Origin of the sequence: Desulfuromonas acetoxidans DSM 684 (assembly GCF_000167355.1) — a bacterium.
Taxonomy (GTDB): Bacteria; Desulfobacterota; Desulfuromonadia; order Desulfuromonadales; family Desulfuromonadaceae; genus Desulfuromonas; species Desulfuromonas acetoxidans.
Window position 1 is genome coordinate 116,450 of sequence record NZ_AAEW02000004.1, and the last position, 13,765, is coordinate 130,214.

Below are 13,765 nucleotides of genomic sequence, written 5' to 3' on the forward strand. Positions count from 1 at the left end.
TGTGTCCTCAATTTTCTCCGTCAACCACGACGATAGCAACCTTAGAAACGTCCGTACTTACGCCGCAACCGGTGGCGAACCACCTCGGCAACCGTGTTGAGAATAAAGGTCAAAATAAACAACAATACGGCGGACAGGAACAACACCCGATACAGCGTGTCACCATGGGGCGCTTCGGGAATTTCAACCGCGATATTGGCCGATAAAGGTCGCATGCCGTTGAAGATACTCAAGTCCATAATCGGCGTATTGCCGGTCGCCATCAACACGATCATCGTTTCACCAACCGCACGCCCCAGACCGATCATCACCGCGGCAAAGATGCCGGGGCTGGCCGAAGGCAAAACCACGCGCCATACCGTCTGCCAGCGACTGGCACCCAGCGCTAACGAAGCCGCTTTAAGACTTTGCGGAACATTGGACAGAGCATCTTCCGTAATGGTGAAAATGATGGGGATCACGGCAAAACCAAGGGCAAACGAGATCACGATACTGTTGCGCGAGTCGTAACGCATGCCGACTTCGCTGAACAGCCACAGCTTGAAGTTGCCGTCAAACAGCAGTTGCTCGAACCAAGGGCCGAGCTGAAGAGCAATGGCAACGGCCAACACCAGTAACGGCGCCATCACGATAAATTCATGGCCGCTCTCGACATATTTGGCCCACGGCCGGTCGCGCATCGGCTGCCACAGGATCAGCAACAGCAAAAAGACCAGCGGCACGATCAGCAGACTCAGCACAAAGCCGGGAAAGTGGGTTTCCAGTAGTGGAGCAAACCACAGCGCGGCAAGAAAACCGATGATGACCGAGGGTACCGCAGCCATGATCTCCACCGACGGCTTAATCAACTCGCGCAAACGTTTGCTGCCGAACTGACTCGTGTACACGGCACCAAGCAGTGCCAGAGGCACAGCAAAGATCATCGCGTAGAACGTGCCCTTCAAGGTGCCATAGATCAATGGCGTCAGGCTCATTTTAGCTTCAAAGTCGTCACTGGCGGACGACGATTGCCACACCCATTCCGGCTTGGAATAACTCTCATACCACACCCTGCTGAACAGAGAACTGAAGCTGATCTCCGGGTGGGGATTGTCAATCGACCACAATGCCACCTGGCCGTTGGGCTGTAGGGCAACCAGACCATCGCCCCGCTGCGAAATATCACACATCAGCACCGGATCATTGTCGACCAGCGTCAGCAGATGACGTTCGCTGGTTGAATAATCGAGATGCACCACGCCACCGCGGCCAAGACTGACCAGTGTGCGATTACGCAGCGACGGCACCAATGCGGCAACCGGCGTATCATGACGTGACAGGGTATGGATCAACTGCAGGCGCTTATGACCATCGCCCTCTTCGGTTGGTGTCGGAAACCACACCGTCACCAGCCCGCCATCGTCACCAACCGCCAAAGAAATTTGCCCCAGCATCAAAGCCAGCGAGGTGATCGCGCGGCGATCGCGGAACGCCTGCAATTTATCCAGCAGAAGCGGTTCACCGGGAGTGCTGAGATCCCAGCGCAACAACGCGCCATGCGAGGTTCCGGCATAGAGCATACTGCCGTCGGCATTCAGAGTAACAGCACTGATCGGATCAGGATGCACACCCTCCAGAACGCTGACTTCACGACTGGACTGGACATTACCGAACAGATCCTCCTCTTCAACCTGCTGAATGATTTCCAGATCGGAACTGCCAAACTGGCGCACCAACGTGGCACCATGGTCCGACTGACGAGCAACCAGACGCTGAGCTATCTGCTGTCCCGCTTCAAACCGCCCCAGTTGGTGCAAAGCTATGTGCATGACCCGTTTGCCATGTGCATCATAGTCAATGCTGAACGCCACCTGATCCATGGACAGATGGCCATCATTCCAACTGAGCGCATAGGTACGCGTATCAATCCGTTCAACAGCCGTCACCCGCAATCCATCTTCAACGGACTCCGCTTGCAGACGTTTTAATATCAATCCGTTCTCAACATTGACGAAAGTGAACTGTCCCAGCTCATCCACCACATAGACAATTTCACGATATTCATCAACGCCGAGAGCAAAAATCTCTTTGTCCACTAACTCATCGGGCAATGCAAACCGTTTGCTCAACTCGGCCTGGGGCGCATAAAACAGCGGCAACGCCTCTTTACCGATCAGCAATAAAATCAGGATGACGCTGGCAATCACCAGCACACCCCCGGCACGAATCCCCAGAGCCGCAAGCGAGTCGTTTCGCTTGATCTTTCGCAGAACTTTTTTATCCATAGAACTCATTCACCCGACGTACGAGGCGTCTCACCCTGAAATTTCATCAGACAGATGCACCGCCCGACAAGATGCCGGGCGGTGCCATGATCCAGCGATCAACTGTCATCCGGCATGGCCGGCAGTCAATCGTTAGTTTTTAACCTTGACCAATTCCTTGGCAGCAACCGGAGCCGGCAGCGGCAGGTAGCCGTCTTTAACAACGATCTGCTGACCTTCTTTGGACAAAACGAAGGTGATGAACTCGGAGATCAGCTTGGGCAGAGGCTCATTGGGCTTCTTAACCACGTTGAGGTAAAGCATACGACCGAGCGGGTAGGTACCGTTGAGAACATTCTCGTAAGTCGGCTCGTAAGCGGTGTCACCGTCTTTTTTTGCCAGAGCGATCGCCTTAACACCGGAGGTCTTGTAGCCAATGCCGGAGTAACCGATACCACCGAGGTCTTCAGTGACGGACAGAACAACAGAAGCGGAACCCGGCTGCTCTTTAACGGTGTCTTTATAGTCGCCTTTGAACAGGGCGTGCTTCTTGAAGTAGCCGTAGGTACCGGACGCAGAGTTACGACCGTAGATGCTGATAGGCAGGTTGGCGAACTTACCGCCCTGGCCCAAATCACCCCAGACGATGGCGTCACGAGGAGCACCGCCCTTGCGGTTTTTGGAGAAGATGGCATCGATCTGTTGCAGAGACAGTGCGTTAACCGGGTTGTCCTTGTTGACGAAAACACCCAGAGAGTCAAGAGCAACACCAATGGTGGTCGGCTTGAAGCCATAGCGCTTTTCAAACTTCTCAATTTCGCTGCTCTTCATTTTGCGCGACATGGGACCGATCTGCGCGGCACCCTCGATCAGTGCCGGAGGAGCGGTACTGGAACCCTTGCCTTCGATCTGAATGTTGACATTGGGATACTTGGCGCGAAACGCCTCAGCCCAGAATGTCATCAGGTTGTTGAGCGTATCGGAACCGACACTGCTCAGGTTGCCGCCGACACCTTGTACCGTGACGTAGTCCGACAGGTTCACATCGACCTTGGGTGCAGAGGCTTGACTTGGAGCCGCTGTCATCAGCATTGCTGCGACAACGGTGGCTGTTGCGGCGACCCGCTTAACAACACTTCGTACTGCCATTGTTTTCATCCTGTTTCTCCTTGAAGTTGCGTCATCTTTAATCTCAAACCAACTGAGATTTTCAGTGGTTTGCACCGATTTCAATCGCGGTTTAAAACTTCGCTAAAGGTGACGCTACAATGTTAGGACAGGGTTAGGCTTATGTAAGAAGGGTGCTAAGTTCTGTTGAGGGCGGGGTTAGAAAAAACAGGGGGAAATCAACAGCTTTTCCGGAAATGAGCGATTATGAGGCGGCACTAGAGTCCTTTGCAGCACATCCCGGCTGTTCGGGATCAAAACAGCTGCCCCATTCGTACATCTGATCAAGAATCGGCACCACGCTGCAACCGAGTTCGGTCAGCGAATATTCCACCCGCGGCGGCACCTCGGGATACACCTGGCGAAACACCAGCCCGTCGCGCTCAAGATCGCGCAGCTGCTGGGTCAACATCTTCTGGGTAATGCGCGGCAAAAGCCGCTGCAACTGGCTGAAACGGAGAGTTTTATGCTTGAGATGCCAGAGGATTAAACTTTTCCACTTGCCACCGATGACATCGAGAGTTACCTCCACCGGGCAGCGGTATACATTTTTTTCTTCGGTCCTATCTTCACTAACCATCTATAATCTCGCAATAGTATCTTTTAGGTGACTACCAAACTTCAGAGTAGGTACTTGCCAACAGTATCTTTCCTTTCTACACTTCTTGCACAAAAAAGAAAACCCCAGAATTTTTGGCACAGGCCGCCGCCCAAAAGAGCGCCGCCCCTGCCCCCTATTTAAGGAGAAAATGATGACAACCTTTCGCGCTTTACAGGTAACCATGCCACAACCCAAACAATTTGTCCGCCAGGTGGTGGAGCGTTCGATCGATGATCTGCCCGCTGGTGAACTCCTGGTTCAGGTCGCGTATTCGTCACTGAATTTTAAGGATGCCCTGTCGGCCACGGGCAACCCTGGCGTGACCCGCAATTTTCCTCATACGCCGGGCATTGATGCCGCCGGAACTGTCGTTGAATGCAGTGATGGTCGCTTTGCCGCCGGCGATGAAGTGATTGTCACCAGCTATGATCTGGGCATGGAAACCGACGGTGGCTTTGCCGAAATGATTCGCGTTCCCAGTAGCTGGGCGGTGAAATTACCGTCGGGCATGAGCCTGAAACAGAGCATGATGTTCGGCACAGCCGGACTGACGGCCGGGCTGAGCGTGCAAGAACTTGTTGAAGCCGGTGTCACCCCGGATCAGGGGGAGATTCTCGTCACCGGCGCGACCGGTGGTGTCGGCAGCCTCGCCGTGGCCATCCTCGCCAAAGCCGGATTCCAGGTCACTGCCGCCACCGGCAAAGAGTCGGAACACGCCTACCTCAAAGAGTTGGGCGCCACATCTGTTATCAGCCGCGATGAGGTCACCGAAAACAGTACCCGGCCCATGCTCAAACCGCGTTGGGCCGGAGTGGTCGATTGTGTCGGCGGAGAGATGCTGGCCGCTGCCATCAAGGCCACCCGTTACGATGGCGTCGTCACCTGCTGCGGCCTGGTTGGCTCCCCCGACCTGCCGATCAACGTGTTCCCCTTTATTCTGCGCGGTGTACGCCTCATCGGCATCGATTCCGCCGAATGCCCCATGCCGCGTCGCCAGACCGTGTGGAACAAGCTGGCTAGCGAGTGGAGTCTGCCTCAACTTGAGACCATGAATGATGAGATCGGCTTGGAGGGATTGGAAGAGGCGATTTCAGCCATGTTGGCCGGATCATTGAAGCGCCGTCAGATTATCAAACCCTGATCAGCACCAACCAAACGTGTTACCGGGGCGGCTAAAAACCGTTAGCCGCCCCAACGCGTTACGCCATATCATGGCAACTTTCTCATTGAACTGATCCTAATAAAATATTGCCGTCTGATTCGTTGAGAGTGTATCATCCCTTGCAACCCCAACGACGGACGCCCATGAGCATACCAACCATCCCGACATCGGCGAATCCAGCAGGTCTGCCCGTCAGCCTGCAGGGTCGACTCGAACGCACCCACCTGATCACCCGCGTTCGCTGGCAACTGATCAGCGCCATCGTCGTGTTCTGCCTAGTGGCCGAAATCATGCTGGTCTGGTCGCAATCGACGTTCGACCTGTCAATCCTTCAATACGCCCTGCTGCTCGGCACCCTCTCGACCCTCAATCTTTACAATCTGATCTACCACTACTACTACCTTAAAATCGCTCGCTTTGCCTTTATCGACCACCTGCACATCCTGCTGGATATTTTTGTTGTCACCGTATTGATCCACTTCACCGGCGGCGGCAACAGTTGGTTGTGGCCTCTATACCTGGTGACAACGATTGAGGCGGCCTTTTTGCTCGAAAACCGCCGTGACGTTCTCGGCATCGGTGCGCTGAACGGCCTGTTTTACGCCTGGGCACTGATCGCCGGCCATTACAACCTGCTGCCGTACATCTACCAGCCGCTTGATGGAACCCCGGCACTGTCAGAAACTTTTCTGTTGCTGCTCTGGTTGTGGGTCACCCTGCTCAATACAGCCATCGCCTTTATCTGCACTTTTCTCACCCATGCCCTGCGTCGCAAAACTGCCGAAGCATCAACACTGGCACGCCGTCTGGGGAACTTTCTCAACCATGCCAACGACCTGATTATTCAATTTCGACCCGATGGCACCATTGATTACGCCAACCAAGCGTCACGCTCCATTCTTAACATCGATCCGGACAGCAACGAAATCAACATCAGCAGCCTGATCGACCCGACGGATCGCCCCCGCTGGCAACGCCAGGTTCTCTTGCTGGAAAACGGTACGTCCTTTCCAGCCACAGAGCTGCTTATGCGCACGAATAGCGACCAGCAAGCGATCATTCTCGACAGTAACGTTACTCTGCTAGAAGAAAACGATGGCCAGTGGACCTTGTGGGGTATCTTTCGCGACATCACCGCCCGCCGCCAGGCCGAAGCGCGCCTTGACCAGTTGACCAACTTTGACCAGCTCACCGGACTGGCCCACCGTTCGAATTTTATGGAGCGCGCTGAACAAGTGACCCTGATGGCCAAGCGAGAACGGAAAAACACCGCCTTTCTGATCATCAATATTGACCGCTTCAAACTGATCAACGATGCCCTGGGCAGCGCCATTGGCGACGAGGTGCTCAAAGCCGTCAGTCAACGCCTGCTCAACCAGGTCCGTGAAGTCGACGTGGTCGGCCGACTCAATGGCGATGAGTTCGTCATCATGCTGGTTAACGTCGAAAGTGCCGACATCGTTCACAACCTGGCGGTTAAAATCACCCAGGCACTCACGCCGATGATCGCCATCAACAGCCACGAGCTATTTTTGACCACCAGCACCGGTATCGCACTCTATCCTCAGGATGGCGACACCCCGGAAGAACTGTTGAAACAAGCCGAAATCGCACTGCTGTCGGTCAAGTCCACCGGCCGTAACGGCATCCAGTTTTTTACCGACCAGATCGACCTGAATCAAAACAGTCGTCTGCGTCTGCTCAACGGGCTTCACCTGGCGCTTCAGCAGCAACAATTTGTGCTGCATTATCAGCCCAAGGTTAATATCCACACCGGCCAGATCACGTCGGTGGAAGCCCTGATCCGCTGGAACCACCCGGAGATGGGCTGGGTTATGCCGACAGAATTTATCCCGCTGGCTGAAGAATCGGGGCTGATCGGTATCATCGGCCGCTGGGTCCTTGAGGAGGCCTGCCGCCAATGCCTGATCTGGCAACAGCAGGGTCTACCGCCTATTCGCATGGCTGTCAACTTCTCCGGCCATCAGCTCCAGCAGGAAAGTCTGCTGAAAAGCATCACTGACGTGCTTAAAAAAACCGGACTTGCCGCCCAATGGCTGGAAGTTGAGATTACCGAGACGGTGATCATGCAGAACCCCGAAGTCACCATCAACATCCTTCAGGCCATCCAGAAACTCGGCGTGCATATCGCCATTGACGATTTCGGCACCGGCTATTCATCTCTGGCCTACCTGAAACGGTTTCCGGTCAACACCCTGAAAATCGACCGGGCCTTTGTACGCGATATCGAACAGAGCGACACCGATGCCGCGATTGTCGGAGCGATCCTTAAAATGGGAGCCACCCTGAAACTCAACATTGTTGCCGAAGGGGTTGAAACCCATGGTCAGCGCAAGTTTCTAGAACAGCATAACTGTCATGAAATTCAGGGATTTCTCTATAGCCCGGCGGTGCCGCCGGAACGAATTGTGGAAATGGTACGCCAAGGTGAAAACGGGACAGGATAACAATTCGGGACTGCTAAACGGGATGGCTTGGCTGCTGAATAACACACGACTGCAGGGCGGGCATCGTCCCGCCCGTTTGATCGGTGCCACACCAGAGATAGAGCGCGACTGAAGATTGTTATCAACGTTTTACGCCAAAGATGATGCGTTGCACGATTCGTCGACCTAAAGGGCGACGAGCCGAACCTGTGACGCATAACGGAAACAGACGCATTGTCGGTTGATCTGAGGGCCAGGAGGTTTTCAGCCGGTTTTTGCATCCTTTTGAGCGGCCAGTCAAAAGTATGTCGCCTGCCGGGACGAAACCCGGCGACCTTGACTTTGATCTTCAATGGTTCGTCACTCGGAACTGACCGCTCTGGCAAACTTCATCCGTTCGCAATGGTGGTACCCACATGACGTGGGCTTCCGCGCCCACACCTCGGGCCACATTTTGCGTCGACAAAAGTGGCGCAAAATCGACTCCCAAGGGGTTGTCATCAATCAGCCTTCACGGAGTTGTTGCAGATCTTTTTCACGTCAGCGGCGTTATCGGTCGTCGCCATAGAACGACTATAGCTCCTCCCTCTGCCTTGCTGACGCAAAAAATCTCACGCAACACCTCTCGTTCCTCTGATCAATAACAACCCCATTGCGCCCTTACGGGTTCCCTCTCTGCGTTCACTAACACCGCGATGTCGGCAAAACTCGCCCAGTCGGCATCAGTCCTCAAACAGGTTGCCGACAACCATCGCGCTGACCGTTCTCTTCGTTCGGCGCTGCTGAACGGGAGGGCTTGGGTGCTAAATGACACTCTGCCGCAAGGGTGGGCACCGTCCCACCCGCTTGAGCGGGGCAACACCAGAGATAGAGCGCGACTTAAGATTGTTATCACGGTTTTACGCCAAAGCTGACGAAGAGCACGATTCGCCGACCTAAAGGGCGGCGAGCCGAAGCTGTGAAACATCACGGAAACAAACTCAGTGTCGGTGGATTCAGGTTCAGGAGAAGTTCAGCTGGTTTTTGCGTACTTTTGAGCGGCTAGTCAAAAGTATGTCGGCCGCCGGGACGAAACCCGGCGACCTTGACTTTGATCTTCAGTGGTTCGCAATTCAGAACGAATCGCGCGGATGTTCATTGCATTCGGTGCTGCTGAACGGAAGAGCGTGGCTGCTATCCCCGAAGGACAGCGTTCAACAAATCAACGCAGGCGAATCTCCCGCTCATCAAGCTCAATCAGCTGCTCTTTGTACAACATGCCAACCGCCCGCTTGAACGCCTTCTTACTCAATCCCAACATCTGCTCAATTTCTTCGGGAGCGCTCTTGTCGGTCAGCGGCAAACGACCTTCTGCCTGCAAGGCCTGGAACACCACCTGACGCGCCTCATCCATACCGGCTTTACCTACCTTGCGCAGGGTAATGTCGATCAAATTATCATCACGCACCCGCATGACATAGGCCTTGCCCAGTTCTCCACGTTTGAGATCAGGAGGCAGCTCATCCTTGTAGATCAAACCGGCGTAGCGGTTATTGACAATGACTTTGGCGCCCAGCTCGGTCAACTGCCAGATCAGCACGTCCACCTCTTCACCTGGGTTGAAAGGAATCTCGTCCACTTCAAGAAAGCGCTCGATGCGGGTACTGCCGATCAGCCGCCCACTGTTATCGATGCCGACATGGACAATATAATCGCGGCCAGCCTTCAACCGCTCCGGTTGCTCGGCAAACGGCACCAGCAACTCCTTGTCGAGGCCCCAATCAACGAATGCTCCGAACTTATTGGCCTGGCTGACACGCATCAGAGCAAACTGATTGGCCTCGGCCAAAGGCTTCTTAAAGGTTGCCACCAATTGATCCTGACGGCCGTTATAAACAAACACCGTCATCTCATCGCCCACCTGGGTGGCGATGGGGCACTCTTTTTTCGGCAGCAACACGGGCTGCTCTTCCAGGAGCAATGTTGCTCCACGATCATCACGCGACATCACCACCAGTGTATGCCAACAACCTATTTGAATCATGACAGCCTTTCCGAAGACTACGCAATATAAGAACAGACGTATTCCACAGAACCGTCCATCACTTCGATTTCAAAATATGACTTGGCCGGCACATCAAACCACGTTCCGGCTTCAAAACCGATCCAGCCATCCTGATCGGCAACTTTCACTTTGCACTGACCGGCAATAATTTCCATTTTTTCCGCAGCATTGGTTTCAAAACGGTAGAGGCCTGGAAACACCACACCAAGGGTCTTTTTTTCGCCATTGACCAACGTCAGACTGTGGCTGACCACTTGACCGTCAAAGTAGAGATTTGCTTTACAAGCCACTGTGGCTGCTGAAAATTCTTGCGGGGATTGGTACGTCATCTCATTCTCCAAACAATCAGATTATTTTTCCATGGGTAAGCGCGCCTGACGCCAGGCGGCCATGTGTCCCTTGACAAAGGCAACGGGTCGCACGCCGATCAGCAAAAATAAGCCTCGCGCCAACACCGCCCGCGGACCGTGCTCGCAATAGATTACGATACCATCCAACTCCTTTGGCAGCTTTGAGCGACTGAACGGCACCGACCAGAGCGGAATATGGATGGCTCCGGGAACATGCCCGGACTGGTATTCAAACGAACTGCGCACATCCACAACCACGGGACGGTTCTTTTTCTTCAATTGCTGATTGAGCGATTTCGGCGCCACATTCTCGCCACAGGCGGCTATCGCCAACAGTAAAATTGCCGCCCCACCAAACAGGGGCCGGCGCCAGTTCATCGACAATTCCATACTCTCTCCTTGTCTGTAAAACATGCCGCGCAGCATAGCACGGCACACGACAAAACAATAGAGGGCAACAGCATTGCAAAATGGCCGTTCGTGCGGCAAGCTGGGGATAGGGTTATTTTATAAACAGGAGGGAAAAATGGAACTGTTTGAACAACTGGCCGCAGCTATTCGGCATGAAAACGAACAGGGCGAACTGCCCGACTATCTGGTTGCCCCCTTGCAACAGGTGGCTAACCAGGCGGAACGCTATCAAGAGCAAACGGACCTCGTGCGCCGCCTTATTGAGCAATTAAACGACCTTGATCCTTACAGCGACTGCGGTTGTTTTGGAGAAGGCTATACCGTCTCCGACCTGATCACAACGCTGGACAAACTCGGCATTACGGTTGAAGGGGGTTCGCCGTCCAGTTGTTCAGTGTCTTAACACGAATTTCTCACTGACGCTGATCACAACCAGTAAGGCGTCTCGCTCTCTTCCACGGACTGCTCAGTCTGCCAGACATCCTGGATAACACTGACCATGGAACGGATGCGATCCTGGCCGGAATTTTTACTCAGCCACGCCAACCCCAACGGCAGGGTCAACCAACCCGGTTCCCAGATTTTCACCCGACCGCGCTGCACCAGCGGCATGGCCTCATCTTCACGCATCATGGCCACGCCCTGACCATCGGCCACCAGTTCGCGCACGATCTGCTCATCCACCGTGGTCACCACCTGGCGCGGCAATAGCTGTCGCTCAATACGCTCCATCAGCATGGTGTAAAATGGACAATCGTTACCGACCCAGATCCACGGCAATGCTGCCACCTGCGTCCAATCCAGACTGTCGACATCCTCGGTCAGACGCGTCGGAATCACCACGCACACCCGCACTTCGGCCAGCACTTGATGAACAATATCGCGCTCCCGCATGCGGCCGTAATGAAAACCGACATCGATCTGTCCTTCGCGCAACATGCGCGCCGTGTTTACGGTTTGACTGGTCTGGAACACCGGCCGCACCTCGCCGTGCAACTGGCTAAGTCGCCGGGAAATCGAGGCAATGCGTAAAAAGGATGGACTGGCATTCAATCCCAGCGTCACCACTTCACCGCCGCCCTGATGCAAAGCATGGGCCTGTTCGCGTAACTGACGCACCGAACTAAGCACCTGGTTGGCCTCATCGAGCAACTGCTCCCCCTGCAAGGTCAGGCGCATACCACGCGCCCCCCGCTTGAACAGGACAACGCCGAGATCTTCCTCCAGACCTTTGAGCTGGCTGGACAATGCCGACTGGCTGAGGTTGAGGGTTTCTGCTGCGCGGGTCAGATTCTTGGTCTGGGCAATCACGGCAAACGACTGTAACTGATAAAGTTCCATCCTGCTATCCACCTCAAGCGTTCGATTTTATCGAACGCTTCCTGCTAAACAATCAATTTGTTGAAATAGAAATAAATCTGTAGAAATAACCAGTTACGGAAAAACCACACATTTCTAAACATATGGAAAGTTCGATTAACCTAATCACAAAGGAGTATTTGCCATGCTAGGACTCGAAGGGACACTTGTTCCCTTGGGCATGATCCTCACCCTGCTCAGCACGGTACTGTGCATTATTTACGGCCTGCTCAACTGGAACAAAGGCTATATAACCGACGAAGAGCTCTCCCAGGAACAACAGTGGAACGAGGAAGAAAAACACGTCGAGGAACAACTTTAACTCACTGCAATAACAGGAACATCCTACATGAGCATCCCATTACTGACCACCGTTGTCGTCGTTTATCTGACCATTATTGCCATTTTATCGCTTCAGGCGTGGAAGAAAACCAATAACACCGCCGACTATCTGGTCGCCGGTCGTCAGATCCACCCCTTTGTCATGGCGTTATCCTACGGTGCAACCTTCGTCAGCACCTCGGCCATCATCGGCTTTGGCGGCGCAGCAGCCGTTTTCGGCATGAGCCTGCAGTGGCTGACCTTTCTTACCGTGTTTGTCGGCGTCTTTATCGCCTTTGTTTTTTTCGGTCGTCGCACCCGGGTGATGGGGTTGAATCTCAACGCCCACACCTTCCCGGAATTTCTTGGCCGCCGTTTTGAGTCAACCCGCCTGCAGGGTGCGACCGGCCTGTTGATTTTCATGGCCATGCCGCTTTACGCCAGCGTGGTTCTCATGGGCGGCGCCAAGTTCATCGCCCAGATTCTGGCCATCAATTACAACGTGGCTCTGTTCTTCCTGACCATCTTCGTCGCCGTCTATGTCATCATGGGCGGGCTCAAGGCGGTCATGTACTCCGATGCTTTTCAGGGCAGCATGATGTTTATCGGCATGGTGTCACTGCTTGTCGCCACCTATCACAAACTCGGTGGCTTCATCACCGCCCACCAGCGCCTGACCAACATGCAGGAGATCGCCATCAAGATCTTCGGCGCCAAGGGCCACACCGGCTGGACCAGCTTTCCCGAATTCGGCAGCGAATACTGGTTGATTGTCGTCACCACCATTGTTCTCGGCGTCGGCATCGGCGTCCTTGCCCAGCCTCAGTTGATCGTGCGGTTCATGACGGTGAAAAGCAATCGTGAACTCAACCGCGCCGTGCTGATTGGCGGCATCTTTGTCCTCATTGTCGTTGGCGTCTCTTTTGCCATCGGCGCACTGGCCAACGTGTTTTTCTTCTACGAAAACCCGGACACCGCCGGGCAGATTGCCCTGATCGCCGCGGGCAAGAATGTTGCCGAGATCATCCCGTTGTACATCAGTGCATCCATGCCGCAATGGTTCACCGCTGTGTTCATGATCACCCTGCTCTCTGCAGCCATGAGCACCCTGAGTTCCCAGTTTCACGCCATGGGCACAGCCCTTGGCCGAGATATTTACGAAAAAGCTCTGGGTCGCAGCGGTAATAGTGTCATCCTGACCAAGGTGGGCATTTTATTCGCCATCCTTATCAGCTACTTTCTCGCCTGGGCTCTGCCGACATTTTTTGAGGGGGGAACGGCCATCATTGCGCGGGGAACAGCGATCTTCTTCGGCATCTGCGCGGCGGCGTTTCTGCCGATGTATTTCGGGGCGCTTTATTTCCGCAACATGAGCCGCCTGAGCGCCTGGGCATGTTTTTTCACCGGCACAACCATCAGCCTGTTCTGGCTGTTTTTTGTCCACGCTAAAGAGTCCAAACCCCTGATGGTGTGCAACGCCCTGTTCGGCGTTGACTCTCTGGGAGCCGGGACCTTGTGGGCCGTTGTTGACCCACTGGTGATTGCCTTACCCGCTTCTGCCCTGGTGACAATCCTGTTCAACCTCAAACGAAACAAGAGCTATTCAAAACAGCATATTGAGCGCTGTTTCCACAACATGAAATAAGCAAAGCCCCATCCG

At 54.2% G+C, this 13,765-nt stretch carries 12 protein-coding genes; 5 read left to right on the plus strand and 7 right to left on the minus strand.

Features of this window, described 5'->3' with window-relative positions:
- Positions 1 to 41 precede the first annotated feature (41 nt).
- The 3 genes from DACE_RS04245 to DACE_RS04255 form a co-directional block, all read right to left on the minus strand.
- Positions 42 to 2,264 carry an ABC transporter permease subunit gene (locus tag DACE_RS04245; protein ID WP_005998571.1) on the minus strand — a complete coding sequence of 741 codons (2,223 nt, stop codon included), beginning with the start codon at positions 2,262 to 2,264 and terminating at the stop codon, positions 42 to 44.
- Between the two features lie 132 nt (positions 2,265 to 2,396).
- Positions 2,397 to 3,401: a PstS family phosphate ABC transporter substrate-binding protein gene (locus DACE_RS04250; RefSeq protein ID WP_005998574.1), complete on the minus strand. Its 1,005-nt coding sequence runs from the start codon at positions 3,399 to 3,401 to the stop codon at positions 2,397 to 2,399.
- Between the two features lie 214 nt (positions 3,402 to 3,615).
- Entirely contained in the window at positions 3,616 to 3,990 is a 375-nt protein-coding gene (locus DACE_RS04255; RefSeq protein ID WP_005998576.1) for a winged helix-turn-helix transcriptional regulator, read from the minus strand.
- 172 nt (positions 3,991 to 4,162) lie between these two features.
- On the opposite strand from DACE_RS04255, the gene DACE_RS04260 reads away from it, so the two are divergent.
- Together DACE_RS04260 and DACE_RS04265 are read left to right on the plus strand one after the other, a co-directional pair.
- Entirely contained in the window at positions 4,163 to 5,152 is a 990-nt protein-coding gene (locus DACE_RS04260; RefSeq protein WP_005998578.1) for a YhdH/YhfP family quinone oxidoreductase, read from the plus strand.
- Positions 5,153 to 5,316: 164 nt separating this feature from the next.
- A complete protein-coding gene (locus DACE_RS04265; RefSeq protein ID WP_005998581.1) occupies positions 5,317 to 7,641 on the plus strand; it encodes a putative bifunctional diguanylate cyclase/phosphodiesterase in 2,325 nt (774 codons plus the stop codon).
- Between the two features lie 1,180 nt (positions 7,642 to 8,821).
- On the opposite strand, the gene DACE_RS04270 is transcribed toward DACE_RS04265, so the two are convergent.
- Genes DACE_RS04270 through DACE_RS04280 form a run of 3 tightly spaced genes read right to left on the minus strand, consistent with a single transcriptional unit; the run spans position 8,822 to position 10,404 of the window.
- Positions 8,822 to 9,643, minus strand: coding sequence for a CvfB family protein (locus DACE_RS04270; protein WP_005998584.1), 822 nt, complete (start codon positions 9,641 to 9,643; stop codon positions 8,822 to 8,824).
- 17 nt (positions 9,644 to 9,660) lie between these two features.
- Positions 9,661 to 9,993 (minus strand): pyrimidine/purine nucleoside phosphorylase, encoded by a 333-nt coding sequence (gene ppnP / locus DACE_RS04275; protein WP_005998586.1) that lies wholly within the window; start codon positions 9,991 to 9,993, stop codon positions 9,661 to 9,663.
- Between the two features lie 21 nt (positions 9,994 to 10,014).
- Positions 10,015 to 10,404 carry a rhodanese-like domain-containing protein gene (locus tag DACE_RS04280; protein WP_005998588.1) on the minus strand — a complete coding sequence of 130 codons (390 nt, stop codon included), beginning with the start codon at positions 10,402 to 10,404 and terminating at the stop codon, positions 10,015 to 10,017.
- A gap of 136 nt (positions 10,405 to 10,540) precedes the next feature.
- Between DACE_RS04280 and DACE_RS04285 the strand changes: the two genes are divergently transcribed.
- On the plus strand, positions 10,541 to 10,828 hold the full coding sequence (locus tag DACE_RS04285) for a GSU3529 family protein (protein WP_005998590.1): 288 nt from the start codon (positions 10,541 to 10,543) through the stop codon (positions 10,826 to 10,828).
- 23 nt (positions 10,829 to 10,851) lie between these two features.
- Here DACE_RS04285 and DACE_RS04290 read toward each other — a convergent pair whose 3' ends face one another.
- Complete coding sequence (locus DACE_RS04290) at positions 10,852 to 11,766, minus strand: LysR family transcriptional regulator (RefSeq protein WP_005998592.1); 915 nt, start codon at positions 11,764 to 11,766, stop codon at positions 10,852 to 10,854.
- A 163-nt stretch (positions 11,767 to 11,929) separates the two neighbouring features.
- Between DACE_RS04290 and DACE_RS18420 the strand changes: the two genes are divergently transcribed.
- On the plus strand, positions 11,930 to 12,106 hold the full coding sequence (locus DACE_RS18420) for a symporter small accessory protein (protein ID WP_005998593.1): 177 nt from the start codon (positions 11,930 to 11,932) through the stop codon (positions 12,104 to 12,106).
- A gap of 27 nt (positions 12,107 to 12,133) precedes the next feature.
- Positions 12,134 to 13,750, plus strand: a complete 1,617-nt coding sequence (locus DACE_RS04295) for a sodium:solute symporter family protein (protein WP_005998596.1) — start codon at positions 12,134 to 12,136, stop codon at positions 13,748 to 13,750.
- Positions 13,751 to 13,765: the final 15 nt, after the last annotated feature.